Source organism: Mycolicibacterium palauense (assembly GCF_002592005.1).
Classification (GTDB): domain Bacteria; phylum Actinomycetota; class Actinomycetes; order Mycobacteriales; family Mycobacteriaceae; genus Mycobacterium; species Mycobacterium palauense.
Genome location: NZ_NVQF01000025.1, coordinates 1 through 26,764, shown reverse-complemented (window position 1 = coordinate 26,764; position 26,764 = coordinate 1). Strand labels below are relative to the sequence as shown.

The 26,764-nt window shown below is 72.0% G+C and carries 25 protein-coding genes and 1 pseudogene; 13 read left to right on the top strand and 13 right to left on the bottom strand.

The genetic code is table 11. The features are described 5' to 3' along the window. Window positions 1–1,479, bottom strand: a complete 1,479-nt coding sequence (locus tag CSR00_RS12335; RefSeq protein WP_099022694.1) for a glutamate-cysteine ligase family protein — start codon at window positions 1,477–1,479, stop codon at window positions 1–3. A 306-nt stretch (window positions 1,480–1,785) separates the two neighbouring features. On the opposite strand from CSR00_RS12335, the gene CSR00_RS12330 reads away from it, so the two are divergent. The 9 genes from CSR00_RS12330 to CSR00_RS12290 are packed head-to-tail and all read left to right on the top strand — an operon-like array spanning window position 1,786 to window position 10,639. After that, window positions 1,786–2,307 carry an MSMEG_0572/Sll0783 family nitrogen starvation response protein gene (locus tag CSR00_RS12330; RefSeq protein ID WP_099022745.1) on the top strand — a complete coding sequence of 174 codons (522 nt, stop codon included), beginning with the start codon at window positions 1,786–1,788 and terminating at the stop codon, window positions 2,305–2,307. A 7-nt stretch (window positions 2,308–2,314) separates the two neighbouring features. Continuing rightward, a complete protein-coding gene (locus CSR00_RS12325; RefSeq protein WP_099022693.1) occupies window positions 2,315–3,214 on the top strand; it encodes a carbon-nitrogen hydrolase family protein in 900 nt (299 codons plus the stop codon). Continuing rightward, window positions 3,207–3,503 carry an MSMEG_0570 family nitrogen starvation response protein gene (locus tag CSR00_RS12320; protein ID WP_099022692.1) on the top strand — a complete coding sequence of 99 codons (297 nt, stop codon included), beginning with the start codon at window positions 3,207–3,209 and terminating at the stop codon, window positions 3,501–3,503. The genes CSR00_RS12325 and CSR00_RS12320 overlap by 8 nt, the downstream gene beginning before the upstream one ends. Further along, window positions 3,500–4,774 carry an MSMEG_0569 family flavin-dependent oxidoreductase gene (locus CSR00_RS12315; RefSeq protein ID WP_099022691.1) on the top strand — a complete coding sequence of 425 codons (1,275 nt, stop codon included), beginning with the start codon at window positions 3,500–3,502 and terminating at the stop codon, window positions 4,772–4,774. Before CSR00_RS12320 ends, CSR00_RS12315 begins: the two co-directional genes overlap by 4 nt. A gap of 11 nt (window positions 4,775–4,785) precedes the next feature. Continuing rightward, window positions 4,786–6,213: a class I adenylate-forming enzyme family protein gene (locus tag CSR00_RS12310; protein WP_099022690.1), complete on the top strand. Its 1,428-nt coding sequence runs from the start codon at window positions 4,786–4,788 to the stop codon at window positions 6,211–6,213. A gap of 9 nt (window positions 6,214–6,222) precedes the next feature. Continuing rightward, window positions 6,223–7,278 (top strand): MSMEG_0568 family radical SAM protein, encoded by a 1,056-nt coding sequence (locus tag CSR00_RS12305; RefSeq protein WP_176562036.1) that lies wholly within the window; start codon window positions 6,223–6,225, stop codon window positions 7,276–7,278. Next, on the top strand, window positions 7,278–8,711 hold the full coding sequence (locus CSR00_RS12300) for an MSMEG_0567/sll0787 family protein (protein ID WP_099022689.1): 1,434 nt from the start codon (window positions 7,278–7,280) through the stop codon (window positions 8,709–8,711). The genes CSR00_RS12305 and CSR00_RS12300 overlap by 1 nt, the downstream gene beginning before the upstream one ends. Before the next feature lie 9 nt (window positions 8,712–8,720). Next, window positions 8,721–9,563, top strand: a complete 843-nt coding sequence (locus CSR00_RS12295) for a carbon-nitrogen hydrolase family protein (RefSeq protein ID WP_099022688.1) — start codon at window positions 8,721–8,723, stop codon at window positions 9,561–9,563. Window positions 9,564–9,565: 2 nt separating this feature from the next. Continuing rightward, a complete protein-coding gene (locus CSR00_RS12290) occupies window positions 9,566–10,639 on the top strand; it encodes an MSMEG_0565 family glycosyltransferase (protein ID WP_099022687.1) in 1,074 nt (357 codons plus the stop codon). Window positions 10,640–10,817: 178 nt separating this feature from the next. Here CSR00_RS12290 and truB read toward each other — a convergent pair whose 3' ends face one another. Genes truB through CSR00_RS12275 form a run of 3 tightly spaced genes read right to left on the bottom strand, consistent with a single transcriptional unit; the run spans window position 10,818 to window position 13,353 of the window. After that, window positions 10,818–11,723, bottom strand: a complete 906-nt coding sequence (gene truB / locus CSR00_RS12285; RefSeq protein WP_176562035.1) for a tRNA pseudouridine(55) synthase TruB — start codon at window positions 11,721–11,723, stop codon at window positions 10,818–10,820. Then, window positions 11,720–12,394, bottom strand: a complete 675-nt coding sequence (gene pptT, locus CSR00_RS12280; protein ID WP_099022686.1) for a 4'-phosphopantetheinyl transferase PptT — start codon at window positions 12,392–12,394, stop codon at window positions 11,720–11,722. The genes truB and pptT overlap by 4 nt, the downstream gene beginning before the upstream one ends. Continuing rightward, the gene (locus CSR00_RS12275) at window positions 12,391–13,353 is read right to left on the bottom strand and encodes an ACP phosphodiesterase PptH (RefSeq protein WP_099022685.1); all 963 of its coding nucleotides are present in this window, start codon (window positions 13,351–13,353) and stop codon (window positions 12,391–12,393) included. The genes pptT and CSR00_RS12275 overlap by 4 nt, the downstream gene beginning before the upstream one ends. A 166-nt stretch (window positions 13,354–13,519) precedes the next feature. On the opposite strand from CSR00_RS12275, the gene CSR00_RS12270 reads away from it, so the two are divergent. Further along, the gene (locus CSR00_RS12270; protein ID WP_099022684.1) at window positions 13,520–14,113 is read left to right on the top strand and encodes a DUF3558 domain-containing protein; all 594 of its coding nucleotides are present in this window, start codon (window positions 13,520–13,522) and stop codon (window positions 14,111–14,113) included. On the opposite strand, the gene CSR00_RS12265 is transcribed toward CSR00_RS12270, so the two are convergent. Both CSR00_RS12265 and CSR00_RS12260 read right to left on the bottom strand, forming a co-directional pair. Further along, entirely contained in the window at window positions 14,101–15,195 is a 1,095-nt protein-coding gene (locus CSR00_RS12265; protein ID WP_099022683.1) for a DUF7064 domain-containing protein, read from the bottom strand. The two genes, CSR00_RS12270 and CSR00_RS12265, sit on opposite strands and share 13 nt — an antisense overlap. Window positions 15,196–15,203: 8 nt before the next feature. After that, window positions 15,204–16,352 carry a sulfotransferase family protein gene (locus CSR00_RS12260; RefSeq protein ID WP_099022682.1) on the bottom strand — a complete coding sequence of 383 codons (1,149 nt, stop codon included), beginning with the start codon at window positions 16,350–16,352 and terminating at the stop codon, window positions 15,204–15,206. A 27-nt stretch (window positions 16,353–16,379) separates the two neighbouring features. Here CSR00_RS12260 and CSR00_RS12255 point away from each other — a divergent pair, with 27 nt between their 5' ends. Together CSR00_RS12255 and CSR00_RS12250 are read left to right on the top strand one after the other, a co-directional pair. After that, window positions 16,380–16,994 carry a TetR/AcrR family transcriptional regulator gene (locus CSR00_RS12255; RefSeq protein ID WP_099022681.1) on the top strand — a complete coding sequence of 205 codons (615 nt, stop codon included), beginning with the start codon at window positions 16,380–16,382 and terminating at the stop codon, window positions 16,992–16,994. A 35-nt stretch (window positions 16,995–17,029) separates the two neighbouring features. Continuing rightward, on the top strand, window positions 17,030–18,718 hold the full coding sequence (locus CSR00_RS12250) for a CocE/NonD family hydrolase (protein WP_407662431.1): 1,689 nt from the start codon (window positions 17,030–17,032) through the stop codon (window positions 18,716–18,718). Between the two features lie 50 nt (window positions 18,719–18,768). Here CSR00_RS12250 and CSR00_RS12245 read toward each other — a convergent pair whose 3' ends face one another. Beyond that, window positions 18,769–19,341 (bottom strand): DUF1802 family protein, encoded by a 573-nt coding sequence (locus CSR00_RS12245; RefSeq protein WP_099022680.1) that lies wholly within the window; start codon window positions 19,339–19,341, stop codon window positions 18,769–18,771. Further along, window positions 19,338–19,604 (bottom strand): DUF2277 domain-containing protein, encoded by a 267-nt coding sequence (locus tag CSR00_RS12240; RefSeq protein ID WP_099022679.1) that lies wholly within the window; start codon window positions 19,602–19,604, stop codon window positions 19,338–19,340. The genes CSR00_RS12245 and CSR00_RS12240 overlap by 4 nt, the downstream gene beginning before the upstream one ends. 47 nt (window positions 19,605–19,651) lie before the next feature. Here CSR00_RS12240 and CSR00_RS12235 point away from each other — a divergent pair, with 47 nt between their 5' ends. Then, window positions 19,652–20,428: an enoyl-CoA hydratase gene (locus CSR00_RS12235; protein ID WP_099022678.1), complete on the top strand. Its 777-nt coding sequence runs from the start codon at window positions 19,652–19,654 to the stop codon at window positions 20,426–20,428. A gap of 22 nt (window positions 20,429–20,450) precedes the next feature. On the opposite strand, the gene CSR00_RS12230 is transcribed toward CSR00_RS12235, so the two are convergent. The 5 genes and pseudogenes from CSR00_RS12230 to infB form a co-directional block, all read right to left on the bottom strand. Continuing rightward, window positions 20,451–21,281 (bottom strand): PHP domain-containing protein, encoded by an 831-nt coding sequence (locus CSR00_RS12230; RefSeq protein WP_099022677.1) that lies wholly within the window; start codon window positions 21,279–21,281, stop codon window positions 20,451–20,453. A 72-nt stretch (window positions 21,282–21,353) separates the two neighbouring features. Next, the gene (locus CSR00_RS12225) at window positions 21,354–22,691 is read right to left on the bottom strand and encodes an MATE family efflux transporter (protein ID WP_099022676.1); all 1,338 of its coding nucleotides are present in this window, start codon (window positions 22,689–22,691) and stop codon (window positions 21,354–21,356) included. Beyond that, entirely contained in the window at window positions 22,675–23,685 is a 1,011-nt protein-coding gene (locus tag CSR00_RS12220; protein ID WP_099022675.1) for a DHH family phosphoesterase, read from the bottom strand. Before CSR00_RS12220 ends, CSR00_RS12225 begins: the two co-directional genes overlap by 17 nt. After that, window positions 23,660–24,190, bottom strand: a complete 531-nt coding sequence (gene rbfA, locus CSR00_RS12215; protein ID WP_099022674.1) for a 30S ribosome-binding factor RbfA — start codon at window positions 24,188–24,190, stop codon at window positions 23,660–23,662. The genes CSR00_RS12220 and rbfA overlap by 26 nt, the downstream gene beginning before the upstream one ends. Window positions 24,191–24,363: 173 nt before the next feature. Beyond that, window positions 24,364–26,709, bottom strand: a pseudogene (infB, locus tag CSR00_RS12210) (translation initiation factor IF-2); the annotation flags it as partial. Window positions 26,710–26,764 lie beyond the last annotated feature (55 nt).

The window sequence follows — 26,764 nt, the reverse complement described above, 5'->3', positions numbered from 1 at the left end:
CTAGTCATGGACCGGCCAGTCGTGGACCGCGGCGTCGGTGTGTGCGCACTCGACATACCTTCTGGTCATCTCGTGCAGCGCGGCAACGCGATTCGCCCCGCGCTCCTCGAGCCGACGCACGGTTTCGGCCTGCCAGGCCGCACCGCCGCGGCCGCGGCGCACCCGCGCGTCGATGACACCGAGATAGCGGTCCCGATCGGTTGCGGCCACACCCCAGGCGTCCAGTCCGGCCGCCGCCAGCGGCAGCAGCACGTCACACACCAGCGGGGCCAGCGGCCGGTCGGCCCCGCGCCAGCTCAGCACGGCCCCCAGCCCGTCGCGGGCCGCACGGTGCACATCGCGCTCGGCCACGCCGAAGGACATCTGCGTCCACGGCGCGGTCCCGGAGTCGACGAGGGCGCGCACCAGCCCGTAGTAGAAGGCGGCGTTGGCGATCATGTCGAGCACGGTGGGACCGCTGGGCAGCACCCGGTTCTCGATCCGCAGCTGCGGGCGGCCCTCCTGCACGTCGTAGACCGCACGGTTCCACCGCCACACGGTGCCGGTGTGCAGTCGCAGCTCGTGCAGTGCCGGCGTGCGCCCGGCGCGGTAGGCGGCGTCGGGATCCTCGGCCTCCAAGGTCGGGAACAGCGGCGGGAACTGCGCGACGAGGTCATCGAACAGATCCACCGGGTCCAGCACCCAGCCGTCGCCCAACTGCACGCGCGCGGCCCGGTGTTTGCGCACCTCGCGGGGCCGGCGTGAGTCGAACAACTGCTCCAGCAGCGGAATACGCGTTTCTTGCCAGGCCTGCCGGGCCAGCAGGAACGGCGAGTTCGCCGCGATCGCGATCTGTACCGCGGCGATGGTCTCGGCGGCGTTGAAGTAGGCGGCGAACCGTTCGGGGGGCACCCGCAGGTGCAGCTGCAGACTCGTCGCGCACGCCTCGGGGGCGACGGAGTCGGCGGAGAACTCCACCGGTTCGGCACCATCGGGAATCCTCACCCGGAAGGGACGGTGCCTGTCCGCGCGGATCCGGCTGCTCATCAGCGCGTAGCGGGGGTTGGCCGACAGCCGGTCGGCGGTGAGGTGCGCCGCGCTCGCGGTCGGCAGCATCCCGACCGAGATCAACCGCGCACCGAGGCCGGCGATCCGCGCCCCCGAGGAGTCGAACACGGCGGTGAGGGTGTCGTGGTTCTGTTGAAAGACACTGCCCGCCAACAATCGTGGCGCCAGGTTGAACTCGATGTTGAACTGGCCGAGCTCGGATTTCATGTCGGGCCGGTTCAGCGACGCCAGCACGGCGTCGTTGATCAGCCGCGGCCGCCCGAGCGGATCGACGAGGTCGAGTTCGACCTCCATCCCCATGGTGTCCCGATGCCCGGTGAACGCCCCGTCACGCACCATCTGCCGCAGGAGAGCGACGGAGCGCTGCAGGCGCCGGCGCACCTCGTGGCCGTCGCCGACCACCAGCGCAGACTCCTCGACACGATCACCCATGGCCACCTCCTGCCCGGCCGCCCCGCCCGGGGCAACGCACAACCAGCCCCACCTGAAGAAACTAGGGCCAGAAGCCGGATCGGGCGACTCGGATCGGCCCGGCACCGGACCCGGGTGTTACCGCGACGTTTCCGCGGTGAGTTGTACGGAACAGAGATGTATTCCATCGCTAACCAGTTCGACATCGACCGCGACTGCAATGGGACCCAGCCGGTTTTCCTGGCCACGGCACAGCACAGCTCAACCCACGCCGATCACACCGCTGATCACACCGCCGATCACCCCGACTCAGAACCCGGAGACACCATGCCTTTTGAGGAATCCATCGCCGCGAACATCCAGGCGTCCCTCGCCGAGATCCCGCACCCCTCGCTGCCCAAGGGGTCGAACATCTACGGCAGCACCAAGATCTTCCCCGACTACCAGGCCGAGAACGGCGAGAGCTACTTCACCCTCGTGCACGGTATCGCCCACGAATCCTCGGTGGCCTTCGTGGCGGTCCTGCAGGCCACCCGGGCGCTGCGCAAGGGCTTCGAGTCCGCCATCTACTTCTACGGCCCCGCGGCCATCAATTGCCTTGCCACACGGGGCTTCCCCAAGACGGGCGACTCCGGTTTCCCGGGCGAGCAGAACATCAACGACGCGTTGGCCACCTTCATCAAGGAGGGCGGCACCGTGTTCTGCTGCCGGTTCGGCCTGGGCCTGCACGGCGGCCGCGAGGAGGACCTGATCGAGGGTGTCATCCCCGCGCACCCCCTCGACGTCCAGGACGCGCTGATCTACTACGCCCGCAAGGGCGCCATCATCAACTCCACCTACATGGTCTAGGGCCGACGTGACCACGCTTGCCGCAGTCTCGGCGAACTTCACCCGGGACCTCGAACAGAACTACTCATTGATCGCCTCGCTGGCCGAGGAGGCGCGCGCCAGGAACGTCGATCTGCTGGTACTGCCGGAGGCGGCCATCGGCGGATACCTGTCCTCGCTGGGCAACCACGGCGACAGCGTGCGGGCCGCCGAGAAGTCGCTGCCCCCCGCGATCCGGCTCGATGGACCCGAGATCGCGCGGGTCCAGCAGATCGTCGGCGACCTGGTGATCGCGATCGGCTTCTGCGAACTGGCCGACGACGGCCAGACCCGGTACAACGCGGCCGCCCTTCTCGACGGCGGCACCGTCTACGGCTCCTACCGCAAGGTGCACCAACCGCTCGGCGAGGGCATGTCCTATTCGGCCGGTACGGGCTACGGCGTGTTCGACACGCCCGTGGGCCGGGTCGGTCTGCAGATCTGCTACGACAAGGCATTCCCCGAGGCCGCACGCATCATGGCACTGGACGGCGCCCAGATCATCGCCAGCCTGTCGGCCTGGCCGGCGGCGCGCACCGCGACCGCCGAGAACCTGCAGGACGACCGGTGGACCTACCGGTTCAACCTGTTCGACGCCGCCCGCGCGCTCGACAACCAGGTGTTCTGGGTGGCGTCCAACCAGAGCGGCACCTTCGGCTCCCTGCGCTACGTCGGAAACGCCAAGGTCGTCGACCCCGGCGGCAACGTCCTGGCCACCACGCTTCTCGGCAGCGGCATGGCCGTCGCCGAGGTCGACGTCGACGCGACGTTCCGGGCCATGCGCGGCGGGATGTTCCACCTGCGGGACCGCCGCCCGGACGTCTACACCCCGCTGACCGAGACCGGGGTCGCACGCAGCGCGCGCTGGCAGGAGCTGGCCCATGCCTGAGATGACCTTCGAGGTGCGCTGGCCCGACGGCAGCATGCAGCGCTGCTATTCACCGAGCCTGGTGATGCACGACTACCTCAGCGTGGGCAGCAGCTACACGGTGGCCGAATTCCTCGACCGGTCCGGCCGAGCGCTGACCGAGGCCAGCGACCGGGTGCGCGCCAAGTACGGGTTCGCGTGCACGTCGGCGGCCGAGACCAGCGAGCGGATCGCCTCCGCGGCAACCCGGTTCTCTCCCCAGGCGGTGATCGAGGTCACCGCCATGCAGCCCGAATTGGAGCGGTCATGACCACCTCTCATGTCCCTGTCGCGATCGTCGGCGGCGGCCAGGCCGGCCTGTCGGTCAGCTGGTATCTGGGCCGGGCCGGGGTCGAGCACGTCGTCCTGGAGGCCGAGACGCCCACGCACGCCTGGGCGGACACCCGGTGGGACAACTTCACCCTGGTGACACCCAACTGGCACTGCCGGCTACCCGGCTACTGCTACGACGGGCCGGACCCCGACGGATTCATGACCCGCGACGAGGTGGTGGCCTGGCTGGCCGGCTGGCTGGACACGTTCACCCCGCCGGTGCGCACGCACACCCGGGTGACGCGGCTGCAGAACCGCGCCGAGGGCGGGTTCGAGCTGACCCTGCGGACCGGGGCCGGCGAGGAGGTTCTCACCTGCGAGCACGCGGTGATCGCCACCGGGGGCTACCCCCTGCCGGTGATCCCGCCCTACGCCGGGTCCATCGACCCCGCCGTCACCCAGCTGCACTCCGAGCAGTACCGCAACGCCGGTCAGCTCCCCGAGGGCGCCGTGCTGGTGGTCGGTACCGGACAGTCCGGCGCCCAGATCGCCGAGGATCTGCACCTGGCCGGGCGTCGCGTTCACCTCGCGGTGGGCAGCGCCCCGCGGGTGGCCCGCTTCTATCGGGGCCGCGACTGCATGACGTGGCTGGCCGACATGGGGCTCTACGACAAGCCGGCCCAGCAGTACCCCGGGGGCAAGGCCGCCATCGAGAAGACCAACCACTACGTCACCGGCCGAGGCGGGGGACGCGATGTCGACCTTCGCCAGTTCGCCGCTGACGGGATGCGGCTCTACGGGGCCCTCGCCGACGGTGGCGGCGCGGTGTTGCGCTTCGACCCCACGCTGGGCGCCGCCCTCGACCACGCCGACTCGGTCTACAACTCGATCTGCGCCGACATCGACCGCTACATCGACGGGCAGGGCATCGCGGCCCCTCCGCCGTCGAGATATGAGCCGGTGTGGACGCCCCCCGCCGAGCCCACCACCCTGGATCTGGGCGCCGAGGGTGTCACCAGCATCGTCTGGGCGATCGGCTACCGGCCCGACTACCGGTGGATCGAGGCCAGCGCGTTCGACGGCGGCGGCCGGCCGATGCAGACCCGGGGCGTCACCACCGTGTCCGGGCTGAGCTTCATCGGCCTGCCGTGGATGCACACCTGGGGCTCGGGCCGCTTCCTGGGCATCGACCGCGACGCCCAGTACGTCGCGGCGACCATCATCGGCAGCTACCACGAGTCCGTCCTGCGGCTCGCGGTCGGCCACTGAGGCGCGCGGGCATGACGGGGCGACGCTCGTTCGGCCGGGTGCTCGGCGCGCGCGCCGCGGCCGATCCCGGCCAGATCGTGGTCATCAGCGACCACGAGGGAGTGCGGCTCAGCGCCGCCGAGCTCGACTCCGCCAGCAATCGACTGGCCCGCGAGTACCTGGCCCGCGGTGTCACCACCGACAGCCTGGTCACCGTGGCCCTGCCCAACGGCGCCGAGTTCGTGGTCGTGTGCATGGCGATCTGGAAGGCCGGGGCCACGCCCAGCCCGCTCCCACCCGGTATCGACGCCGGCGAGCGTGCGGAGCTGGAAGGGCTGGCCAGGCCGGCGCTGGCCGTGGGGGCGGCCCCGGTCGACCCGACCATCCCGTGGCTGCCCGCGGGTTTCGTCGCCCGCCGCCGCGCCGGCGCACTGCCCGACGCGTGGCCGTCCAGCTGGAAGGCGCCGGCCTCCTCCGGCAGCACGGGCCGCCCGAAGCTCGTCGTGGCGACCGCGCCCGCGCTGGTCGATCCCGACCGTCCGGTCGCGCCCTTCCTGCCGCTGCGCGCCACACAGCTGGTCACCGCGCCCCTGTGGCACTCGGCGCAGTTCACCTACGCCTTCCGCGGCCTGCTCACCGGTCACCGCCTGGTGCTCACCGACGCCTTCGACGAGCACCGCTTCGAGGACCTGGTGGCCCGCCACCGCATCAGCTGGGCGCTGCTGTCCCCCAGTGATATTCATCGCCTGGTCCGCCGGCCGCCGATGGCCGACACCGGCACTCTGGAGACCGTGGTCCATCTCGGGGCCCCCTGTCCCCCGGCTGACAAGAGGGCCCTGATCGAACGGCTCGGCGCCTCCCGTGTCGTCGAGGTGTACGCCGGCAGCGAATCCAACGGGCTGACGATGATCACCGGTGACGAGTGGCTGCAACGTCCCGGAAGTGTCGGCAGGCCCATCTCCGGCACCGCCGTCCGCATCCAGTGCGCCGACGGGACCCCCGCCCCGACGGGCCAGACCGGCCAGATCTGGATGCGCCGCACCGGTGCACCCGGCTACCGCTACCTGGGTGCGCGTTCGCGGCGCACCGCCGACGGCTGGGACACACTCGGTGATCTGGGGTTCGTCGACGCCGCGGGCTACCTCACCGTCGTCGACCGCGCCGCCGACGTCATCGACAACGCCGGCACCGCGGTCTATCCCTCGCGCGTGGAACACGCCCTGTCCGAGCACCCGGCGGTGCGCGAGTCCGTCGCCGTCGCCGACCCCGTGCACGGGGTGGCCGCCGTGGTGGACATCGGCGAGGCCGACCTCGACGCGCAGACCCTCATCGACTTCGCCGGTGCGCGGCTGTCCCCGGCCGAAAGGCCCGCACGCATCGACATCAGGCGCAGCCCGCTGCGCAACCACGCAGGCAAGGTCCGCCGGTGCACCTTCCGTTCCCCCTCCTCCACCAGCTAGGGAGTCGTCATGTCCGTGTCCACCCGAGTCGACCTCGCCCTGTTGGGTTTTCGCGGAAGGCCGCCGGTCAGCCGCAGCTCCGGGGCGGGTCCCAGCGCCGACGGCCATCTGGTCATCGACGGTCTGAACGCGGCGATCCCGCGCAATGAGGCCAGCCCGTTCGCCTTCGACGGCACCCGCGTACTGCACGAGGGCCGCGACACCGGCCTCGACGTCGAGGTTGTCGGGCGGCCACGGTTCTACGACCTCAGCACCGACGACGGTGTCCCCTACGAGAAGCTGGCAAGGCTGCACGGCCGCAACGTGCTGGCCACCACCGTGGTCCAGACCTGCATCCGCTATACCGCCGAGCAGCGCTGCCGGTTCTGCACCATCGAGGAATCGCTGCGCTCGGGTGCCACCACCGCCGTCAAGCGGCCCCATGAGCTCGCCGAGGTGGCCGAGGCGGCCGTCCGCCTAGACGGCGTCACCCAGATGGTCATGACCACCGGCACCTCATCGGGAAGTGACCGCGGTGCAAGGCATCTGGCCCGCTGCGTGCGGGCCGTCAAGGCCGCCGTACCCGACCTCCCGATCCAGGTGCAGTGCGAGCCGCCCGCCGACCTCGGCGTGCTGGCCGAGCTGCATCGGGCCGGGGCCGACGCGATCGGCATCCACGTCGAGTCGCTCGACGACGAGGTCCGCCGGCGCTGGATGCCGGGCAAGGCCACGGTGCCGCTCTCCGGCTACCACGCGGCGTGGCGTGAGGCGGTGCGGGTGTTCGGGCGCAACCAGGTCTCCACCTATCTGCTGGTCGGCCTCGGCGAGGACCCCGAGGCTCTCGTCGCCGGTGCCGCCGGGCTGATCGAGATGGGGGTGTATCCCTTCGTGGTGCCGTTCCGGCCCCAGCCCGGCTCCCTGGCCGTCGACGTCGATCGGGCGCCGGCGCCCGAGGCGGCACTGGTCGAGAAGGTCTCGCGGGAGGTGGCCGCGCTGCTGCGGCTGGCCGGGATGGCCGGTCACGACCAGCGCGCCGGCTGCGCGGCTTGCGGCGCCTGCTCGGTGCTGCAGAACCTGGGGGCGTGATGATCCACCACCACATCGCCTTCGACGTCAGCCCGCACCAGAGCCCCGCGGAGCTGTCCATCCTGGCGGGCCGGCGCCCGTCGGCGGCGTTTCTGATCCATCCCGCCGGCACGACGGCCGAACTCGACGGATACCACCGCCTGCGGCGGGAGGCCTTCGTCGTGGAGCAGGGACTGTTCGCCGGAAGCGACCGCGACGACCTCGACGACGACCCCCGCACGGTGGTGCTGGTGGCCAGCGCCCCGGACGGAGCCGTGCTCGGCGGGGTCCGGCTGGCACCCGTCGGCGCGACGGACCTGGGCTGGTGGACCGGCAGCCGACTGGTGGCCGACCCGAGCGCGCACGGGGCCGGTGTCGGCCCGGCGCTGGTCCGCGCGGCCTGCGCCTTCGCGGAGTCCTCGGGCCTGCTGCGATTCGAGGCGGTCGTCCAGCGGCGGTATCACCGGATGTTCACCACGCTGGGCTGGGAGACCCTCGGTGACACCGAGGTGGCCGGCCGGCCGCACACCCGGGTGCGCTGGCCGCTCAACCCGTTCGCCGCGCTGGCGGGGGCGACCAAGTCGTTCCTCGGTGCGACGCTGACCCCGTTGCGCTCGGTGCGCGGCGGGCTCGGACCGGCCGGCTTCGTCGGTGACGACGGGGTGCCGGTACCGGACACCGATCTGGTCGCGGCGACCGACGCGATCATTCCGTCGATGGTGGAGCGCGACCCCGAATGGGCCGGCTGGTGCTCGGTCCTGGTCAACGTCAACGACCTGGCGGCGATGGGTGCCGCGCCGACCGGGCTGCTCGACACCGTGGGTGCGCCGACCCGATCGGTCCTCGACCGGGTGATCCGCGGGATCACCGCGGCCTCGGCGGCCTGGCGCACACCCGTTCTCGGCGGGCACACCCAACTCGGCGTCCCGGCGTCCCTGACGGTCACGGCGTTGGGCCGGACCGAAGACCCCGTCCCCGCCGGCGGCGGATCGCGCGGCGACGCCGTGCGCCTGACCACCGACGTCACCGGCGGATGGCGCCCCGGTTACTCGGGCCGCCAGTGGGATTCGACGAGTTCGCGAAGCGCCGCCGACCTCGCGGCGATGGCCGGCCTGGTCGCCGGTGCGCGCCCGGCGGCGGCCAAGGACGTCAGCATGGCCGGTGTGGTCGGGACGCTGGGCATGCTGGCCGAGGCCAGCGGCACCGGCGCCGAACTCGACCTGTCGGCGATCCCCCGTCCCGCCGCGGCCGCGATGGGCGACTGGCTCACCTGCTTCCCGGGCTTCGGCATGCTCACCGCCGGGACGCACCGATCGCAGCCGGCGTTGCCCGACGGCGTCGTGAGCGCTGAGTGCGGATCGTTGACCGCCGAGCCCGGTGTGCGCCTACGCTGGCCGGACGGGGCGACCACGACGGCGTTGCCGGCGGCGGTCACCGGCATGGGACGGGCTTGAGGGGAGCGGATGGCACCTGTCACGCTGGCAGCGGTGGCGGCTCATTTCGGCCGTGACCTCGACCGTGGCGTATCCAAGGTCGTCGGGATCATCGAGTCGGCGGCCCGCGAGGGCGTCGACTTCCTGGTCTTCCCCGACGCCTGCCTGGGCGGCTACATCGGCGATTTCCGGACCCCCGATCCGGATGACCCGCCGCCCGCGCTGGACCCCGACGGGCCCGAGATCGCCGCGGTGATCGCCGCGGCCGGCCCCATGACCGTGTGTGTCGGCTACGCCGAGGCCACCCCGGGCGGACGGTACAACGCCGCCATCTGCGTGTCCGGCGACGGCGTGCTCGGCCGCTACCGCAAGGTGCACCAGCCCGCCGGCGAGGCGCTGACCTACCTGGCCGGTGACGAGTTCACCGCGTTCGACACCGCGGTGGGACGCGTCGGGATGCTCATCGACTACGACAAGACCTTCCCCGAGGCCTCCCGCGCGCTGGCCCTCGACGGTGCACAGATCATCGCCGCGCTCTCGGCCTGGCCGGCCAGTATCACCGACCGGGCGTCCCGGCTGCCCGCCGACCGGCAGTCCCGGCTGTTCGATCTCTACGACAGCGCCCGCGCCGCGGAGAACCAGGTGGTGCTGGTGTCCTCGAACCAGACCGGGGTGATGGGCAATCTGCGTTTTCTGGGCCAGGCCAAGGTGGTCGGTCCCGGCGGCGACATCCTGGCCACCACCCGCTCCAAGGGCGGGCTGGCCAAGGTCGAGATCGACGTTCAGGCCGAGATCGCCCGTGCCCGAAGGGTCCTCAACCACCTGTCCGAACTGCGGCCCGACACTTACCGGGCAGAGTCGGCCCGGAGTTGACGGTGCGCATCGCCCTGCTGACCTATTCGACCAAGCCGCGCGGCGGCGTGGTGCACACCCTGCACCTGGCCGAGGCGTTGGCACGGCTGGGCGCCGAGGTGACCGTCTGGACCCTGGCCCGCGCCGGTGACCGCGGGTTCTTCCGGGCGGTGGATCCCTCGGTGTCGGTGCGGCTGGTGGAGTTCGTCGACCAGCCCGGCGACACCGTGACCGACCGGATCGTGCGGTCCATCGAGACGCTGCGGGCCACCTTCACCCCCGGCGACTACGACGTCGTGCACGCCCAGGACTGCATCAGCGCCAACGCCGTGCGCCGCTGCATCCGCACCATCCATCACCTCGACGAGTTCACCACCCCGGTGCTCGCGCAGTGCCACGAGAGCGCCATCGTCGAGCCGTACGCCCGGATCTGCGTCTCGGCCGCGGTCGCCGCCGAGGTGCGGGCGGGCTGGGGCCTGCGGCCGGCCGTCATCCCCAACGGGGTCGACGCGCAGCGGTTCATCGATGCCGCGGGCGAATCCGACGCCCGGCACCGCTGGCGCGACCGGCTGGGCCGCTACGTGCTGACGGTGGGCGGTATCGAACCACGCAAGGGCACCCTGGATCTGGTCGAGGCCTTCCACCGCCTGCGGCGTTCCGACGGTGACCTCGCCCTGGTGATCGCCGGCGGTGAGACGCTGTTCGACTACCGCGACTACCGCGCCGAGCTCGACCGGCGCTGTGACGACCTCGGTGTCGAGCCGGTGATCCTGGGGGCGGTGGCCGACGACGAGCTGCCCAGCCTGGTGGCCGCCTGCGAGGTCTTCGCGTTCCCGTCGACCAAGGAAGGATTCGGCCTGGCCGCCATGGAGGCGCTGGCCGCGGGCCGGCCGGTGGTGGTCCGGGATCTGCCGGTGCTGCGCGAAGTGTTCGGCGACACGGTGCGTTTCGCCGCGGACACGCCCGGGTTCGCCGCGGCGATGGCGGCCGCGCTAACCGATCCCGCGGACCCGGACCCCGGCCGCGCCCTGGCCCGCTCGATGACCTGGGAGTCCGCGGCCCGCGCGCACCTGGACTTCTACCGCGCGCACCCCTGATCCCCGATCCGGCACCGGTTTGGCACGGGTTTGGCACGGGCTTTGTCCCGGCACACCTCCCTGACGCACCGAACGTGCGACCAGACCGATCTGCGGCGCCGTTCGTCGGACCACACGCACACTCGATGCGTCCGGGCGGTCGCGGCGGCGAGGACCGGACGGTGCCCGGACGGCCGGCCTAGGAAGGCCTCGGCTCGTCGGGCATCGTGGCCGGGCGGATCACCACCACCGACCTGGTCCGGGTGCCGGAATCCTCCAGCAGCGCCATCACCCGCCCGTCGGGGGCCACCGCGGCGTACACGCCCTCGAGGCCGGCCGGGGCCAACGGCTTGCCGTGACTGACCGCGACGGCCTGCTCCTCGTCGAGGTCGCGGCGCCCGAAGGCCAGCAGGCATGCCGAGTCCAGCGAGTAGCTCAGCCGCGGCCGCTCGGCGAGGTCGTCGAGGGTGTGCGCCTGATCCAGTGCGAAGCGTCCGACCCTGGTGCGGCGCAACGCCGTCAGGTGACCGCCCACGCCCAGCGCGGCACCGATGTCACGGGCCAGCGCCCGGATGTAGGTACCGGACGAACAGTCGACGCGGACGTCGACATCGAGCAGGCCTGGTTCCCGCCGGAACTCGCCGACGTCCAGGGCGTCGATGCGGACGCGGCGCGGCGCCAGTTCGACGGCCCTGCCCTCGCGCGCCAGCTGGTAGGCACGTTTGCCCCCGATCTTGACCGCGCTCACCGACGACGGGATCTGCTCGATGTCGCCGCGGAACCGCCCCGCCACCTCGAGCACCGCCGACTCCTCGACGGCGTCGGCCGAAACCCGCTGCACCGGTTCACCTTCGGCGTCGTCGGTGGTGGTGGCCTCGCCGAGACGGATGGTCGCGGTGTAGGACTTGGTGTCGGCGGCCAGCAGGCCGAGCAGCTTGGTGGCCCGTTCGACGCCGACCACCAGCACACCCGTGGCCATCGGGTCGAGCGTGCCGGCGTGGCCGACCTTGCGGGTGCCGAAGATCCGCCGGCAGCGGCCGACGACGTCGTGGCTGGTCATCCCGCCCGGCTTGTCGACGACGACGATGCCCGGGGCCGCGCTCACAGCACGATCGCCGTGAGCACCAGGCCGGAATCCACCGACCACCGGCCGCGAAGCGTGGTCAGCGGCGGCCCGGACTCGGCGGCCGGGTCGATCAGGATCGCGGAGGTGAACCCGCCCGAGGTTCCGGACGCGTCGGTGTCGAAGGTGATGTGGGCGTCCTCGAATCCCAGCCAACGGTGCGTCAGCGGAAACCACGCCTTGTAGGTGGCCTCCTTGGCACAGAACAGGATCCGGTCCCAGTGCAGGCCGGGCCGCAGACCCGGCAGGGCCCCGCGTTCGGCGGGCAGGCTCACCGCGTCGAGCACCCCGCGGGGTAGCACGTCGTGCGGCTCGGCGTCGATCCCCACCGAGCGCACCGTCGAACTGTGCCCGACGACGGCTCCGCGGTAGCCCTCGCAGTGAGTGAGGCTGCCGACCACGCCGGGGGGCCAGCAGGGTTCACCCTTCTCCCCCTTGAGGATCGGCGCGGCCGGCAGGCCGAGATCGGCCAGGGCCAGCCGAGCGCAGTGCCGGGCGGTGATGAACTCGTTGCGGCGCTTGGGAACCGAGCGTGCGATCAGCGGCTCCTCCTCGGGCAGCGGCGCCAGCCCGGGCGGGTCGGCGAATACCTCGGCCGCGGCCATCGCCGGCGCCGCGGCGCCGGGCAGCAGCGCGTCGATCAGCCTTCTCATGACCGGCGGCTCTTTAGCCGTTCCCGGAACTTCTCCGACTGCTCGCGCATCTCCGGGGTGATCACGAAGTGCCCGCCGAAGTCGTTGAGATAGCCCGGGGCGTACTGCGGGTCGGGCAGCACCTGGCGCAGCCACCGGTAGGGCTTGCGGCGCCGCCACTCCCGCGGATAGCCGACGGAGACCTCCTCGAACCGGACACCGTCGTGCCAGGTGGTGCGCGGGATGTGCAGGTGGCCGTACACCGAACACACCGCGTTGTAGCGGGAATGCCAGTCGGCGGTCGCGGTGGTGCCGCACCACAGGGAGAACTCGGGATAGAACAGCACGTTGCACGGGTCGCGGACCAACGGGAAATGGTTGACCAGCACCGTGGGTGTCATCCAGTCCAGGTCGTCGAGCCGGCCGCGGGTGTAGGTGAGCCGGTCACGACACCAGGCGTCCTTGGTCGCGTAGGGCTCGGTGGACAGCAGATACTCGTCGGTGGCGACCACGTTGCGTTCCTTGGCGATCGCCAGGCCCTCGCTCTTGGTGGTCGCCCCGTCCGGCAGGAAGCTGTAGTCGTAGAGCAGGAACATCGGCACGATGGTCGCCGGGCCGCCCTCCTCGGTCCAGACCGGATAGGGGTGTTCGGGCGTGACGACACCCATCTCGTCGCACATGTTGACCAGGTAGTCATAGCGCGACCGGCCGAACACCTGCACCGGATCCTTGCCCGTGGTCCACAGCTCGTGGTTGCCGGGCACCCAGATCACCTTGGCGAACCGCCGGCGCAACAGGTCCAGCGACCACCGGATCTCGTCGGTGCGCTCAGCAACGTCGCCGGCCACGATCAGCCAGTCCTCCGGCGAGTTGGGGTACAGCGACTCGGTGACCGGCTTGTTGCCGAGATGGCCGGTGTGCAGGTCGCTGATCGCCCACAGCGTGGGGCGCGTCCTGCCGCGCGTCTCGTAATTGGCCACGGGGATCAAGCCTACCGAGAGCGCGCGCGCCGCTCCCCGCAAGGCCGCCCCGGGCACCCGGACCCCGCCATGGCAAACTAGAACCTGTTCTCGTTTTCTCACCAGACGGGGCCGCTCCTGCTTGTACACTCCCGGCAGGGTCGGTCGCCGAGCACGAGGGGGTGTCATGGTCGCCACACTGCGGCTGACCGCCGCGCTGGGTGCGCTGATCGCGGCCACGGCGGTGGCGCTGAACGGCGCGCCACCCGACCGGCAGGCGGCCTCGCAGGTGGCGCTGCGCTCGACGGGGGCCCCGATGACCGCGCCGGCCTCGACGACGGGCACCGCCGACAAACCCGTGCTCAATCTCACCGATCCGGACCCGTTCGACCCGTGCCGGGACATCCCGGTCGACGTCACCAACGGCCTGGGCCTGGGGTACACCCCGCCGCGGCCCGAGGACAGCCTGCGCTGCCATTACGACGCCGGCAACTACCAGATGGCCGTCGAGGCGATCATCTGGCGCAGTTTCGAGGAATCCCTGCCGCCCGACGCGGTGGAGTTGGACATCGACGGCCACCGGGCCGCCCAGTACTGGGTGATGAAGCCCACCGACTGGAACAACCGCTGGTGGTTCTCCTGCATGGTGGCGTTCAAGACCAGCTACGGGCTGATTCAGCAGTCGCTGTTCTATTCGCCGGTCTACTCACCCAACGGTCCGGACTGCATGCGGGAGAACCTGATGCGGGCCCACCAGTTGGCGCCGTACTACACGTACTGAACCCGCTCGGGCAGGCTGGAGCGCTCCAGCATGCCGATGGCCTCCTCGCCGTCCCAGCGGTAGCGGACACCGGCCTGCTGCAGCGGCGGGAAACTCCAGTTGGCGGTCAGCGCGGCCTCCTCGTCCGACACCGGGCCGCGCTGGACGTGGTGGGTGGAGACGACCGTACGGCCCTCGATGCGTTCGGTGCCCTGCTCGGTCTCCAGCACCAGCCCGACGTCCTCGCCCGGCGGCTGTAGCCGGGTCAGCCACGGCGCCTCCACCACCCGCGCCGGGGTGAGCCGCCCGCCGGCCCGGTCGCCGGTCCGGTCGCCGGTCCGTTCTCTGTAGAACACGTAGCCCTCGTTGAACGCGGGCTCACCGTCCGGCCGGGGCGGGTAGGCGATGTAGCCGAACGCCCGGCCGCTGGGAAACAGCGCCGACTGCCAGCAATGCCCCCAGAAGCCGGAGAGGCGGCGCACACCCTGCCGGCGGATGCGCAGACCACTGCCCTGGATGCGCCGCTCGACGCCGTCGGCACGCACCCACCCCGAGGCGCGGAACAACTGCTCGTAGCGGGGTCCACCCATCAGGTCACCGACCAGGGAGGTCTTGAGTTGCTCGTCGGCATCGGCGCGCAGCGCACCCTGCACCCACGGCGGTACCGCCATGGTGGCCGTCACCGCGAAGGCCACGTCGACCATCGGGCCCCCGGTGTCGCCCGCGATCAGCTGCGCCGAGGTGGTCGCCACGGCCGGCCCGTCGAACTCCAGCGTCCAGGTGTCGAACGGTCGCACACAGGTGAAGGCCAGCGGGCCGGCGCCCAGGACGGTCGGACGCCCGTCCGGGCCGGCGACGGGCCAGGATCGTCCGTCCTGGCGCAGCCGGTAGACCGTCCCATCGCCGAACGCGACGTTGACCTGCACGGCATGGGCGTCCCAGTGGGAGGCCACGGCCTCGATTCCGATCCGGGGCAGCCCGACGGCGCCGTCGTCGTCGAACACCCAGAAGCTGGCCGAGTCCCGCATCTCGGGATCCTCGGGACGCTGGGCGAACACGAGTTCGCGGTCGGGGTCGATACCGCCGGTGAGATCCATGGCCATCGGTGTCGTCACTTCCTGTCGTCGATCCAGCCCCGGGCCGCCGCGACGTACCCGGCGAACAACGGCCGGATGCGCTCGGGCTCCAGACCGTAGTCGGCGTGCTCGGCGGGCACACCCGGGTCCCGCGCGTCCGCGTTGCGGGCCCACCAGCGGCGCATGCCCGCCTCGAAGTCCTCGGTGACGGGCCGGCCCAGCCAGCCGTAGAGTCGGCCGACCTCGCCCACCGGGTCGGCGGCCATCGCCGCGAAGTCGATGTCGAAGAATCGGTGGTCCGCGCCCCCGCGGCGGAACGCACACACCCGCTCCATGCCCGTCGACCACTGCCGGACGTTGAGGTCGCCGAGGTAGCGGCGGTCGGTGTGGTCACTGAACCCCGCGACGATGTCCCCGTAGACGGCCGCCACCGACAACAGGACGTCGGTGGGGTCACGATGGGTCATCACGAAACGGGCATCGGGAAAGACCCGGTTCAGGTAGTCCAGCGACAGCACGTGCGCCGGAGATTTCAGCCGCCACTGCCGGGTGGGTTCCCCCCAGGCCAGCAACTTCAGCACCCGGCGCTGGTAGGCGTAGGTGGAGGTGAAGTCGGCGCGCTGCAGCAGCCAGTCCGAGTAGGTGGGGATCTGGGCGAAGGCCTGGAAGATCTGCGAGGTGAAGTCCAGCGCCATCAGGTCCAGACACTCCATCGGCCCGCGTGGGTCGGCGGGCACATGGTGACGGCTGCCGGCCACCACCGGCACGTCGGGCGGGATCCGCGGGTCCGCCCCGCTGACCGTCGACGGCGGCGGGCAGGGCGCTGCGGACTCCCAACTGCGCAGGTACCTGACCCGCGGGTCCTGCGCCAGCAGGAACGACAGCGCGGTGGAGCCGGTGCGCGGCAGACCCAGCCCGAACAGCGGTGCCTCGACGGGAACCTCGTCGATCTCGGGATGGCGGCGGTACCAGTCCTCAACCTGCAGCCGCTGTGTGAGGTGGCCGACGATGCGCGGATAGACATAGCCCTCGCCGCGCGGGTTCAGCCGTGCCTCGTCACGCAGTGAGCGCAGCAGGATCTCCAGCCCCTCGCGGAAGGAGTCGTCACCGAAGTCGTCGAGACCGGTGGCGGCCCTGGCCTCGTCGAGCAGATCGCGCACCGCGTCCTCCGCACCCCGAAACAAGATTGGTGACAGTACACTGCCACCAATATGAGCGAGCCGTCAACCACCCGCCCCTACCACAGCCCGGTCCGCCGCCGGCGGGCCGGCCAGACGCGGGAGAACATCGTGGCCGCCGGCGGCGAGCTGGTCCGGGGGTTCGACACCTGGGACTGGGACCGGCTGACCTTCCGGGCCGTCGCCGAACGCGCCGGCGTCGCCGAGCGCACGGTCTACCGGCACTTCCCCACCGAACGGCACCTGCGTGACGCGGTCATGGCGGGCCTGGAGGGCGAGGCCGGAATCGACTACGACGACGTCGACCTGACCAACCTGAGCGCCATGGCGGCCCGCATTTTCGCTGCACTGCAACGATTCTCGGCCAAGCCGGCGCCCCCGACACCCGATGATCCCACCTTCGTCGGCGCGGACCGGCGACGCCGCGAGGTGGTGCTGCGCGCCGTCACCGAGACGGCGCCGCACTGGACACCCGAACGCATCCGGGTGGCGGCCGCCCTGCTCGACGTGTTGTGGAGCGTTCCGGCCTACGAGCGGCTCGTGACGGCGTGGGAGTTGACGGACCGGCAGGCCACCGCCGCCCTGTCCTGGTTGCTCGACGAGGTCGCCACCGCGATCCGGACCGATGCGGGTCCCCCGCCGACCTGACGGCGCCCGGCCGGCCCGGGCGTAGCCTGGCTGGCGTGACTGCGACCTCCGAGCGTGACCCCGGTTCCGCGCTGCGCACCACCGTGGGTCGCCGCGCCGGGCGGATGCTGAGCCGCGTCCTCGACATTCCGCCGCCGACCGGCGGCTACCACGTCCAGCGCTGGCTGCGCGTCCCCATGCGCGACGGGGTCGAGCTGCTGGCCGATCACTACGTACCCGAGACCGAGACACCGGCGGGCACCTTGCTGGTGCGCTGTCCCTACGGCCGCAGGTTCCCGTTCTCATCGCTGTACGCCGCGGCCTACGCCCGCCGCGGCTACCACGTCGTCCTGCAGAGCGTGCGGGGCACCTTCGGATCCGGCGGCGAGTTCGACCCGGCGGTCAACGAGGCCGACGACGGCGTCGACACCGCCCGGTGGCTGCGTGAGCAGCCCTGGTACACCGGCACATTCGCCACGCTGGGCCTGTCCTATCTGGGCCAGACCCAGTGGGCGCTGCTGATGGACCCGCCCCCGGACATGGCCGCCGCGGTGGTCGTGGTCGGTGTGCACGACTTCGCCGCCAACTCCTGGGGCACGGGCTCCTTCGCCGTCAACGACTTCCTCGGCTGGAGCGACCTGGTCAGCCACCAGGAGGACCCCAACCGGTTGCGTTCGGCCCTGCGCCAGCTGCGGGCCCGCAGCACGGTGGCCCGCACCGCGGCGCAGGTGCCGATGGCCGCCGCCGGACGTGCCCTGCTCGGCGGGTCCGCACCGTGGTGGGAGTCCTGGATCGAGCACGACGACATCGACGACCCGTTCTGGGACCGGGTCCGGTTCACCCACGCGCTGGACACCGCCGAGGTGCCCGTGCTGCTCATCGGCGGGTGGCAGGACCTGTTCCTCGACCAGACGCTGGATCAGTACCGGCGGCTGCGCGCCCGCGACGTCGACGTCAGGCTGACGATCGGGCCGTGGACGCACACCCACATGATGGGTAAGGCGGCCGGTGCGGTGCTGCGCGAATCGCTGGCCTGGCTCGAGGAGCACCTCGGCGCGGACCCGCGGCCCGGGCGCGCGGCGGCCGGGCGCGACCCGGTGCGGGTCAAGGTGACCGGCGGCGGCCGGTGGCTGCAGCTGCCCGACTGGCCGCCCGCCACCGGCGAGCACGTGCTGTATCTGGCGCCGGGCCGGCTGCGCACCGAACCCGAGGACCGGCCGGCCACCAGGTCGTCGTTCACGTTCGACCCGCGCACGCCGACGCCCACCGTCGGCGGGCGGCTGCTCTCGCCCGCCGGAGGCTACCGGCGCGACGACAAACTCGCCGAACGCGGCGATGTGCTCAGCTTCACCGGCGAACCGCTGACCGCCGACCTCCACGTCTACGGCGCGCCCGTCGTCGAACTCGACCACGAGTCGGACAACCCGCACGTCGATCTGTTCGTGCGGGTCAGCGAGGTCGACGCCAAGGGGCGCTCCCGCAACGTCAGCGACGGCTACCGCCGCCTGGTCCGCGGGCCCGGGCCGCAGCGGGTGCGGTTGGAGCTCGACGAGATCGCGCACCGCTTCCGCGCCGGATCCCGGATCCGGGTACTGGTGGCCGGGGGTTCGCATCCGCGCTATGCCCGCAATCTCGGCACCGGCGAACCGCCGGGCGAGGGCCGGCGGATGGTCCCGGCCACCCACGTCGTCCACCACGGCGGCGGCTCGCGGTTGGTGTTGCCCAGCGGTCCCGCGCACCCCTGACGCGGCCCGTCTCGGCCCGGCCCAGCCCGTCTCGGCCCGGCCCGTCACAGCTAGCCCAGCGTGACCCGCACCCGGTCGGCCACCTCGCGCAGAGCGGCCGCGTCGTGCACCGGCGTGGTGGCCGCCCCGGCGGTGCACGCGGAGGCACCCGGCAGCTCGAGCCAGCTGCGGCACCCGGCCTGCTCGGCAGTGCGCACCAACCGGACCGGCTCACGAAGCGGCCGGGCCGCGACGACCAGCGCGGTCAACCGGTGCCGGGGCCGGAAGTCCAGCCGGTCGGCGCGCACCGACTCCGTGGTCCAGATGTGCAGATCCTCGATCTCCCCGATGCGCTCCGGCCGGTTGACCTCGACCGCCGCAACCACCGTGGCCGCCGCGCGCAGCAGCACCGCCTCCTCGGTGCTGTCCGCGGCCGCCGCGTCCAACAGGTCCCGGTGGGCGGGCCGGACCCGCTCGGCGTGGCTGTGCGCCACCGTCGGGTACAGCACGAACTCCCCGGCGCTGACCTCGAAGCGCTTCTCGTGGATGCCCCCCTTACGCAGCAGCACCGTCTGGCGGCCGTCCAGCAGGGCGTGCACCACCGCGCTCCACTCCTTGAGCGCCGTGGCCGGCGGGCCGGTCATCGTGCGGCGATCCGCGCCTGCACCTCGGGACGCCGCAGCGGCGGGACGGTTCGCGGTGGCTGGCGGCGCGGCGGCAGATCGGCCAACAGCCGGCCGGTGACGGTGGCGACCTCGGCGACGGCGGCCTCGAAGGCCGCGGCGTTGGCCTCCGAGGGACGGGTGATCCCGCTGACCTTGCGAACGTACTGGCGGGCGGCGGCCTCGATCTCGGCCATCGTGGCCGGCGGCTGCAGCCCGCGCAGTTCGGTGATGTTGCGGCACATGGGCACCAACGTAGGCGCGCCGGGCCCCGGTGGCTACCGTGACGGTCATGAACGACGCCTCCAACGCCGCGGTCGACGACGTCCTGCTCATCGACACCACGGACCGAATCCGCACCCTGACCCTCAACCGTCCCGAGGCGCGCAACGCGCTCTCGGCGGCCCTGCGCGGTAGGTTGTTCCCCGCGCTGGCCGAGGCCGAGGCCGACCCCGAGGTCGACGTCGTCATCCTCACCGGCGCCGATCCGGTCTTCTGCGCGGGTCTGGACCTCAAGGAGCTCGGCGGCACCACCGAACTGCCCGACATCTCGCCCAAGTGGCCGCCGATGCGCAAGCCGGTGATCGGCGCCGTCAACGGCGCCGCGGTGACCGGCGGTCTGGAGATCGCGCTCTACTGCGACATCCTGATCGCCTCCGAGCGTGCGCGGTTCGCCGACACCCACGCCCGGGTCGGGCTGCTGCCGACGTGGGGGCTGTCGGTGCGGTTGCCGCAGAAGGTCGGTGTGGGGCTGGCCCGGCGGATGAGCCTGACCGGGGACTACCTCTCGGCCGCCGACGCGCTGCGGGCCGGGCTGGTCACCGAGGTGGTGCCGCACGAGCAGCTGGGCAGTGCCGCACGCGCGGTGGCGACCTCGATCGTCGGCAACAACCAGCAGGCGGTGCGGTGCCTGCTGGACTCCTACCACCGCATCGACGCCGACCAGACCGGCTCCGGGCTGTGGATCGAGGCCGAGTCGGCGCGCCAGTGGATGCGCACCGCCACCGGCGACGACATCGCCGCCAGCCGGTCCGCGGTCATCGAACGCGGCCGCTCCCAGGTGGTCTGAGCACCCGGGCGCTTCGTACCGCTCAGCGTCGCCAGAAGTCGAACCGGTCGCGCCCGGGCCGGAAACCGGCCGCCTCCACCACATCGACGGCCAGGTCGAACGCGTCGCCGACCCGGTGGGGCTGGTGGGCGTCGCTGCCGAAGGACACCGCGTCCCCGCCCTCCTGCCACCACCACCGCAGCAGCTGGACCGAGGCCATCGGGCTGCGGGTGTTGACCTCCAGGGCCCGCCCGGAGCGGGCCAGCGCCCGGAACACCGCCCGGTACTCCGGTTCGAAGTCGGTTTCGCGGTAGCCGCCGGCGCGGGAGGTCGGCCAGTACCGTCGCGGGTAGTCGCAGTGCGCCAGCACCCCGAACACCGCCGAGCCCTCGATCAGACCGAGCATGTCGCCCAGGTAGCGGCGCACCAGGTCGTACGGGTCACGGTGCTCGAACAGCGCCGCCTCCACGGTCGACAACGCGCCGTCGCAGGCGACGGCGTGCAGGCTACCCAACACCCGGTCGAAATCCCCGGCGGCCAGCACCTCGGCCACGCTGCCGCCGAACAGATGCGGCTCACCGGCCTCGATGCCCGACAGCACACGCAGCCCCGGGAACTCCTCCCGGCAGCGCGCGATGTCACCGAAGTACCCGCGCAGGTCCAGCGGTGCAACGCCGGGACGGGGGCCGACCGTCAGGCGGGGCTCCCCCGCGCCGGCGTCCCCGGCGCCCCAGTCCGTGAAGTCGAGGTGCTCGGTGAACGCCACCCCGGGCAGGCCGAGTTCCTCGGCGCGCCGACACGCCCGCCGCATCGACGACGACGCGTCGGTGTCCCACGACCAGCGGGTGTGGACGTGGTTGTCGGGCGGCAGCATCGCCGACGATCGTGGCACACCGGCGCGAGCAGGGCCCGTCCACCGGCCGTCGCAGCGGTGAACGTCCGGGGCTCACCCCGTCCCGGCCACCAGCCACCGGCCGGAGAGGGTGCGCCATCCCACGAACGCCAGCCGCAGCACCATGAACGTCGTCAGACCCGTCCAGATCCCCCACAGGCCCCAGTCGAAGGCCAGCGACAGCCAGATCATCGGCAGGAAGCCGATCAACGCGCTGACCAGCGTGGCGTTGCGCATGAACCGGGCGTCACCGGAACCCAACAGCACGCCGTCCAGCGCGAAGACGATTCCCGCGACCGGCAGTTGGGCCACCAGGAACCACCACGGCACCCCGATGGCGGCGAGCACCGAGCGGTCGTCGGTGAACAGCGCGGGAAACACCGAGGCGCCCGCCGCGAACACCGCCGCCAGCAGCAGGGCGGCCACCGTCGAGAACACCGTCACCCGCCGGGCCACCCACTTGGCGTGTTCGGAGTGGCCGCCGCCCAGGGCCGCCCCGACCAGCGCCTGCGCGGCGATGGCCAGGGAGTCCAGCACCAGCGCCAGGAAACTCCACAGCTGCAGCACCACCTGGTGGGCGGCCACCGCCGCCGCGCCGAAACGCGCCGCGACCGCGGCCGCGGAGACGAAACACGCCTGGAAGGCCAGCGACCGCAACAACAGGTCGCGCCCCATCACCGACTGGCTCCGCAGCATCGCCACGTCGGGGCGCAACGGCACCCGCTCGGCCAGCAGCGCCGCCAGGAACAGCACCGCCGCCAGCCACTGCCCCGCCAGGTTGGCCACCGCCGAGCCGACGAGCCCGAGCCGGGGCAACCCCAGCCAGCCGTAGACCAGCAGCGGACACAGCACCGCCGAGAGCGCGAACCCGGTGACGACGTAGCGCAGCGGGCGCGCGGTGTCCTGGACGCCGCGCATCCAGCCGTTGCCGGCCAACGACACCAGGATGGCCGGGGCACCCAGGATCGCCACCCGAAGCCACGGCAGCGCCGCCTCCGCGATGGCACCCCCGTCGGCGATCGCGCCCAGCAGCGGCACCGCCGCCGCCTGCACCACCACGACGATCAACACACCCAGGCCCAGCGCCAGCCAGCTCGCCTGCACCCCCTCACCGACCGCCGAGGACCGGTCACCGGCACCGAAGTGGCGTGCCGACCGCGCCGTCGTGCCGTAGGAGAGGAACGTGCCCTGCGAGGACACCAGGCCCAGGATGAGCCCACCGATGGCCAGCCCGGCCAGCGCGACCGCGCCCAACCGCCCCACGATCGCGATGTCGAACAGCAGATAGACGGGTTCGGCGGCCAGCACCCCGAGCGCGGGCAGCGCCAGCCCGGCGATGCGCCTGGTGGTCGGGGCCGGCGGGGCCGCGGGGTGCTCAGCCGAGTGCGGCACGCAGCGCGTCCACCACGTCGCCGACCGGTCCCGTCGCCGAATAGCCGGCGGCGTGCGGATGGCCGCCACCACCGAACCCGGTGGCCACCGCGGTCAGGTCGACCGACTTGGCCCGCATCGACACCGACCAGCGCTGCGGATCGATCTCCTTGAACACCGCCGCCACATCCGCCTGTGCGGTGGTGCGGACGATATCGACGATGCTCTCGACCTCCTCGGGGCGCGCACCGGCCCATTCGGCGAAGTCCACGACGGCGTAGACCAGTCCCCGCCCGGCGACCGCCTCGGGGACCAGCCGCGCGGAGGCCAGCACCCGCGAGAGCATCGGCAACCAGGCGAACGGGTGGGTGTCCATCAGGGTGCGGCTGACCTCGGCGTTGTCCACGCCCATCTCCACCAGCCGCGCCGCCAGCCGGTGCGCCCGCGCGCTGGCCCACCGGAACGAACCGGTGTCCGTGGTCAGCCCGGCGTACAGGCAGTGGGCGACGGCGGGGTCGATCGGCTCGTCCCAGGCGTCGAGCAGCTCGGCCACCAGCATGGTCGTCGAATCCGCCGCCGGGTCGACGAAGTTGGCCGTCCCGAACAGCCGGTTCGAGGCGTGATGGTCGATGACCAGAACCTCACGGCCGGCGCGACTCTCCGCCAGGTGGCCCAGCGCGCCCAGCCGGTTGACGCCGGGAATGTCGACGGTGACCACCAGGTCGGCACCGGGATCGACGTCCTGAGGGCGCACCAGCAGGTGACCGCCGGGCAGGCTGCACAGCGACTCCGGCAGCGCGCCGGGCTCGGCGAAGCTGACCTGCACCGCGCGCCCCGCGCGCCGCACCACCTGAGCCAGCGCCAGGCCGGCCCCGATGGTGTCGGCGTCGGGGAACACATGACACACCACCACCACCGACCTGGCCCCGGAGAGCAGCCGCGCGGCACCGTGGGCGTCCACACGCCCACCCACGGCTAGCCGCCCGTGCTCAGTCGTCGGATCGGTAGTGGTCAACGGTGTCCTCGGCAGTGTCGGTCCCGCGGAGTTCGGTCGCCTGCCCGGTCCGGGTCTCCCCGGCGGCCTCCTCGGCCCCCCTGACACGGTAGGGATCGGCCTCACCGGCGGGCACCGCCCCCTCGCGGACCCGGGCCAGATCGGCGTCGGCCGCGCGGGCGCGGGCCAGCAGCTCCTCCATCCGGTGCGCCGCGTCGGGAACGGTGTCGCGCTCGAAGGTCAGCGTGGGGGTGAACCGGACACCGGTCCCCGCGCCGACCTTCGTGCGCAGCACCCCCGTGGCCCGTTCCAGGGCCTCCGCCGCACCGGCATAGTCCGGTTCGTCGTCGAGGGTGGATCCCATCACCGTGTAGTACAGCGTGGCGTCGTGCAGGTCACCGGACACCTTCGCATCGGTGATCGTCACGCCGGCCAGCCGCGGATCCTTGATCTCGTACTCGATGGCCGAGGCGACGATGGTGGAGATCCGCTTGGCCAGGCGTTTGGCACGCGCCGGGTCAGCCATGATTCACCGTCCTCTGCTCGTGGGGCCGCACGCTCACCGGCCCCCACACCGTCACTACTGTCCTCACGCGTCCGTCCTCACGCGTCCGTCCTCACGCGTCCCTCGTCGTTCCGCACCGTCGTTCAGCGCGACCGTCGTTCAGCGCGTCGGAGCGCTGGGGCCGGACGGCCCGCCTAGACGCGTTCCTTCTCGACCAGCTCGTAGGTCTCGATGACGTCGCCCTCCTTGATGTCGGAGTACGACAGCGTCAGACCACACTCGTAGCCGTCGCGGACCTCGGTGACGTCGTCCTTCTCCCGCCGCAACGACTGCACGGTGAGGTTCTCCGACACCACCACGTTGTCCCGCAGCAGCCGCGCCTTGGCGTTGCGCCGCATGATGCCCGAGGTGACCAGGCAGCCCGCGATGTTGCCGACCTTGGATGAACGGAAGATCGCCCGGATCTCCGCCCGGCCGAGCTCGCGCTCCTCGTAGACCGGCTTGAGCATGCCCTTCAGCGCGCTCTCGATATCGTCGATCGCCTGGTAGATCACCGAGTAGTACCGGATCTCCACGCCCTCGCGGTTGGCCAGCTCGGTGGCCTTGCCCTCGGCGCGCACGTTGAACCCGATGATGATCGCGTCCGAGGCCGACGCCAGGTTGACGTTGGTCTCGGTGACGCCGCCGACACCGCGGTCGATCACGCGCAGCGCGACCTCGTCGTCGACCTGGATGCCCATCAGGGCCTCCTCGAGCGCCTCGACCGTACCGGCGTTGTCGCCCTTGAGGATCAGGTTGAGCTGGCTGGTTTCCTTCAGCGCCGAATCCAGATCTTCCAGGCTGATCCGCTTGCGGCTGCGCGCGGCCAGGGCGTTGCGCTTGCGCGCGCTGCGCCGGTCGGCGATCTGGCGGGCGATGCGGTCCTCGTCGACGACGAGGAAGTTGTCCCCGGCGCCGGGCACCGACGTGAACCCGATGACCTGCACCGGCCGCGACGGCAGGGCCTCCTCGACGTCCTCGCCGTGCTCGTCGACCATGCGGCGAACGCGGCCGTAGGCGTCGCCGGCGACCACCGAGTCGCCGACCCGCAGCGTGCCGCGCTGGATCAGCACGGTGGCCACCGGACCGCGACCGCGGTCCAGGTGCGCCTCGATGGCCACACCCTGGGCCTCCATGTCCGGGTTGGCCCGCAGATCCAGCGCCGCGTCCGCGGTCAGGATGACCGCCTCGAGCAGCTGCTCGATGTTGGTGCCCTGCTTGGCCGAGATGTCGACGAACATGGCGTCGCCGCCGTACTCCTCGGGGATCAGGCCGTACTCGGTGAGCTGACCACGGATCTTGGCCGGGTCGGCGCCCTCCTTGTCGATCTTGTTGACCGCCACCACGATCGGCACGTCGGCCGCCTGCGCGTGGTTGATGGCCTCCACCGTCTGCGGCATGACGCCGTCGTCGGCGGCGACCACCAGGATCGCGATGTCGGTCGCCTTCGCGCCGCGGGCACGCATGGCGGTGAACGCCTCGTGACCGGGGGTGTCGATGAAGGTGATCGGCCGTTCCACGTCGTCGTGCTCGACGGTCACCTGGTAGGCACCGATGTGCTGGGTGATGCCGCCGGCCTCGCCCTCGCGGACGCTGGCGTTTCGGATCGTGTCCAGCAGGCGGGTCTTGCCGTGGTCGACGTGACCCATCACGGTGACCACCGGCGGGCGGACCTCCAGGTCCTCCTCGCCGCCCTCGTCCTCGCCGTAGGTCAGGTCGAAGGACTCCAGCAGTTCGCGGTCCTCGTCCTCGGGCGAGACGACCTGAACCTTGTAGTTCATCTCGCTGCCGAGCAGCTCGAGAGTGTCGTCGCCGACCGACTGGGTGGCGGTGACCATCTCACCGAGGTTGAACAGCGCCTGCACCAACGCGGCGGGGTTGGCGTCGATCTTCTCGGCGAAGTCCGACAGCGACGCGCCGCGGGCCAGCCGGATGGTCTCGCCGTTGCCCTTGGGGAGCCGGACACCGCCGACCACCGGGGCCTGCATGTTCTCGTATTCGGCGCGTTTCGCCCGCTTGGACTTGCGGCCGCGTCGCGGGGCACCGCCGGGACGGCCGAAGGCGCCGGCCGCACCACCGCGCTGACCGGGACGGCCTCCGCCGCCACCGGGGCGGCCGCGGAAACCACCACCGCCGCCACCGGCACCACCGCCGGGGCCGCCGGCCCCGCCGCCGCGGTAGTTACCACCGCCGCCACCACCGGGCCGGGCACCCTGACCGGGACCGGGACGCGGGCCACCGCCGGGACGCGGACCGGGCCGGGGGCCACCCCGACCGGGTGCGCCGGCCGCGGGACGCGGCGGCATGTTGCCCGGTGTCGGGCGCGGACCCGGACGCGGGCCGCCGGGGCCGGGGCCGGGCCGCGGGCCCTGCGGGCGCGGGGCGGGCCGTTCGACGGGCTGCTGCGAGGAGAACGGATTGTTGCCGACCCGGGGCGGGCGCGGTGCACCCGGCTTGGGGCCCGCCGAGGGCGGCCCCGGACGCCGGGCGGGGGTGGGGCCTGCGTCTTATGCACAGCTGACGCTGCCCGCGACACCCCTTGCGTGACTCTCTGGT

Excerpts from the sequence above, each read along its gene's own strand:
- CSR00_RS12305 (WP_176562036.1), top strand. The coding sequence starts at position 6,223 with ATGTCCGTGTCCACCCGAGTCGACCTCGCCCTGTTGGGTTTTCGCGGA.
- CSR00_RS12330 (WP_099022745.1), top strand. The coding sequence starts at position 1,786 with ATGCCTTTTGAGGAATCCATCGCCGCGAACATCCAGGCGTCCCTCGCC.
- CSR00_RS12240 (WP_099022679.1), bottom strand. The coding sequence starts at position 19,604 with ATGTGCCGCAACATCACCGAACTGCGCGGGCTGCAGCCGCCGGCCACG.
- CSR00_RS12315 (WP_099022691.1), top strand. The coding sequence starts at position 3,500 with ATGACCACCTCTCATGTCCCTGTCGCGATCGTCGGCGGCGGCCAGGCC.
- CSR00_RS12295 (WP_099022688.1), top strand. The coding sequence starts at position 8,721 with ATGGCACCTGTCACGCTGGCAGCGGTGGCGGCTCATTTCGGCCGTGAC.
- pptT (WP_099022686.1), bottom strand. The coding sequence starts at position 12,394 with ATGAGAAGGCTGATCGACGCGCTGCTGCCCGGCGCCGCGGCGCCGGCG.
- CSR00_RS12270 (WP_099022684.1), top strand. The coding sequence starts at position 13,520 with ATGGTCGCCACACTGCGGCTGACCGCCGCGCTGGGTGCGCTGATCGCG.
- CSR00_RS12335 (WP_099022694.1), bottom strand. The coding sequence starts at position 1,479 with ATGGGTGATCGTGTCGAGGAGTCTGCGCTGGTGGTCGGCGACGGCCAC.
- CSR00_RS12320 (WP_099022692.1), top strand. The coding sequence starts at position 3,207 with ATGCCTGAGATGACCTTCGAGGTGCGCTGGCCCGACGGCAGCATGCAG.
- rbfA (WP_099022674.1), bottom strand. The coding sequence starts at position 24,190 with ATGGCTGACCCGGCGCGTGCCAAACGCCTGGCCAAGCGGATCTCCACC.
- CSR00_RS12300 (WP_099022689.1), top strand. The coding sequence starts at position 7,278 with ATGATCCACCACCACATCGCCTTCGACGTCAGCCCGCACCAGAGCCCC.
- CSR00_RS12310 (WP_099022690.1), top strand. The coding sequence starts at position 4,786 with ATGACGGGGCGACGCTCGTTCGGCCGGGTGCTCGGCGCGCGCGCCGCG.
- CSR00_RS12265 (WP_099022683.1), bottom strand. The coding sequence starts at position 15,195 with ATGGCCATGGATCTCACCGGCGGTATCGACCCCGACCGCGAACTCGTG.
- CSR00_RS12255 (WP_099022681.1), top strand. The coding sequence starts at position 16,380 with ATGAGCGAGCCGTCAACCACCCGCCCCTACCACAGCCCGGTCCGCCGC.
- CSR00_RS12230 (WP_099022677.1), bottom strand. The coding sequence starts at position 21,281 with ATGCTGCCGCCCGACAACCACGTCCACACCCGCTGGTCGTGGGACACC.
- CSR00_RS12245 (WP_099022680.1), bottom strand. The coding sequence starts at position 19,341 with ATGACCGGCCCGCCGGCCACGGCGCTCAAGGAGTGGAGCGCGGTGGTG.
- CSR00_RS12235 (WP_099022678.1), top strand. The coding sequence starts at position 19,652 with ATGAACGACGCCTCCAACGCCGCGGTCGACGACGTCCTGCTCATCGAC.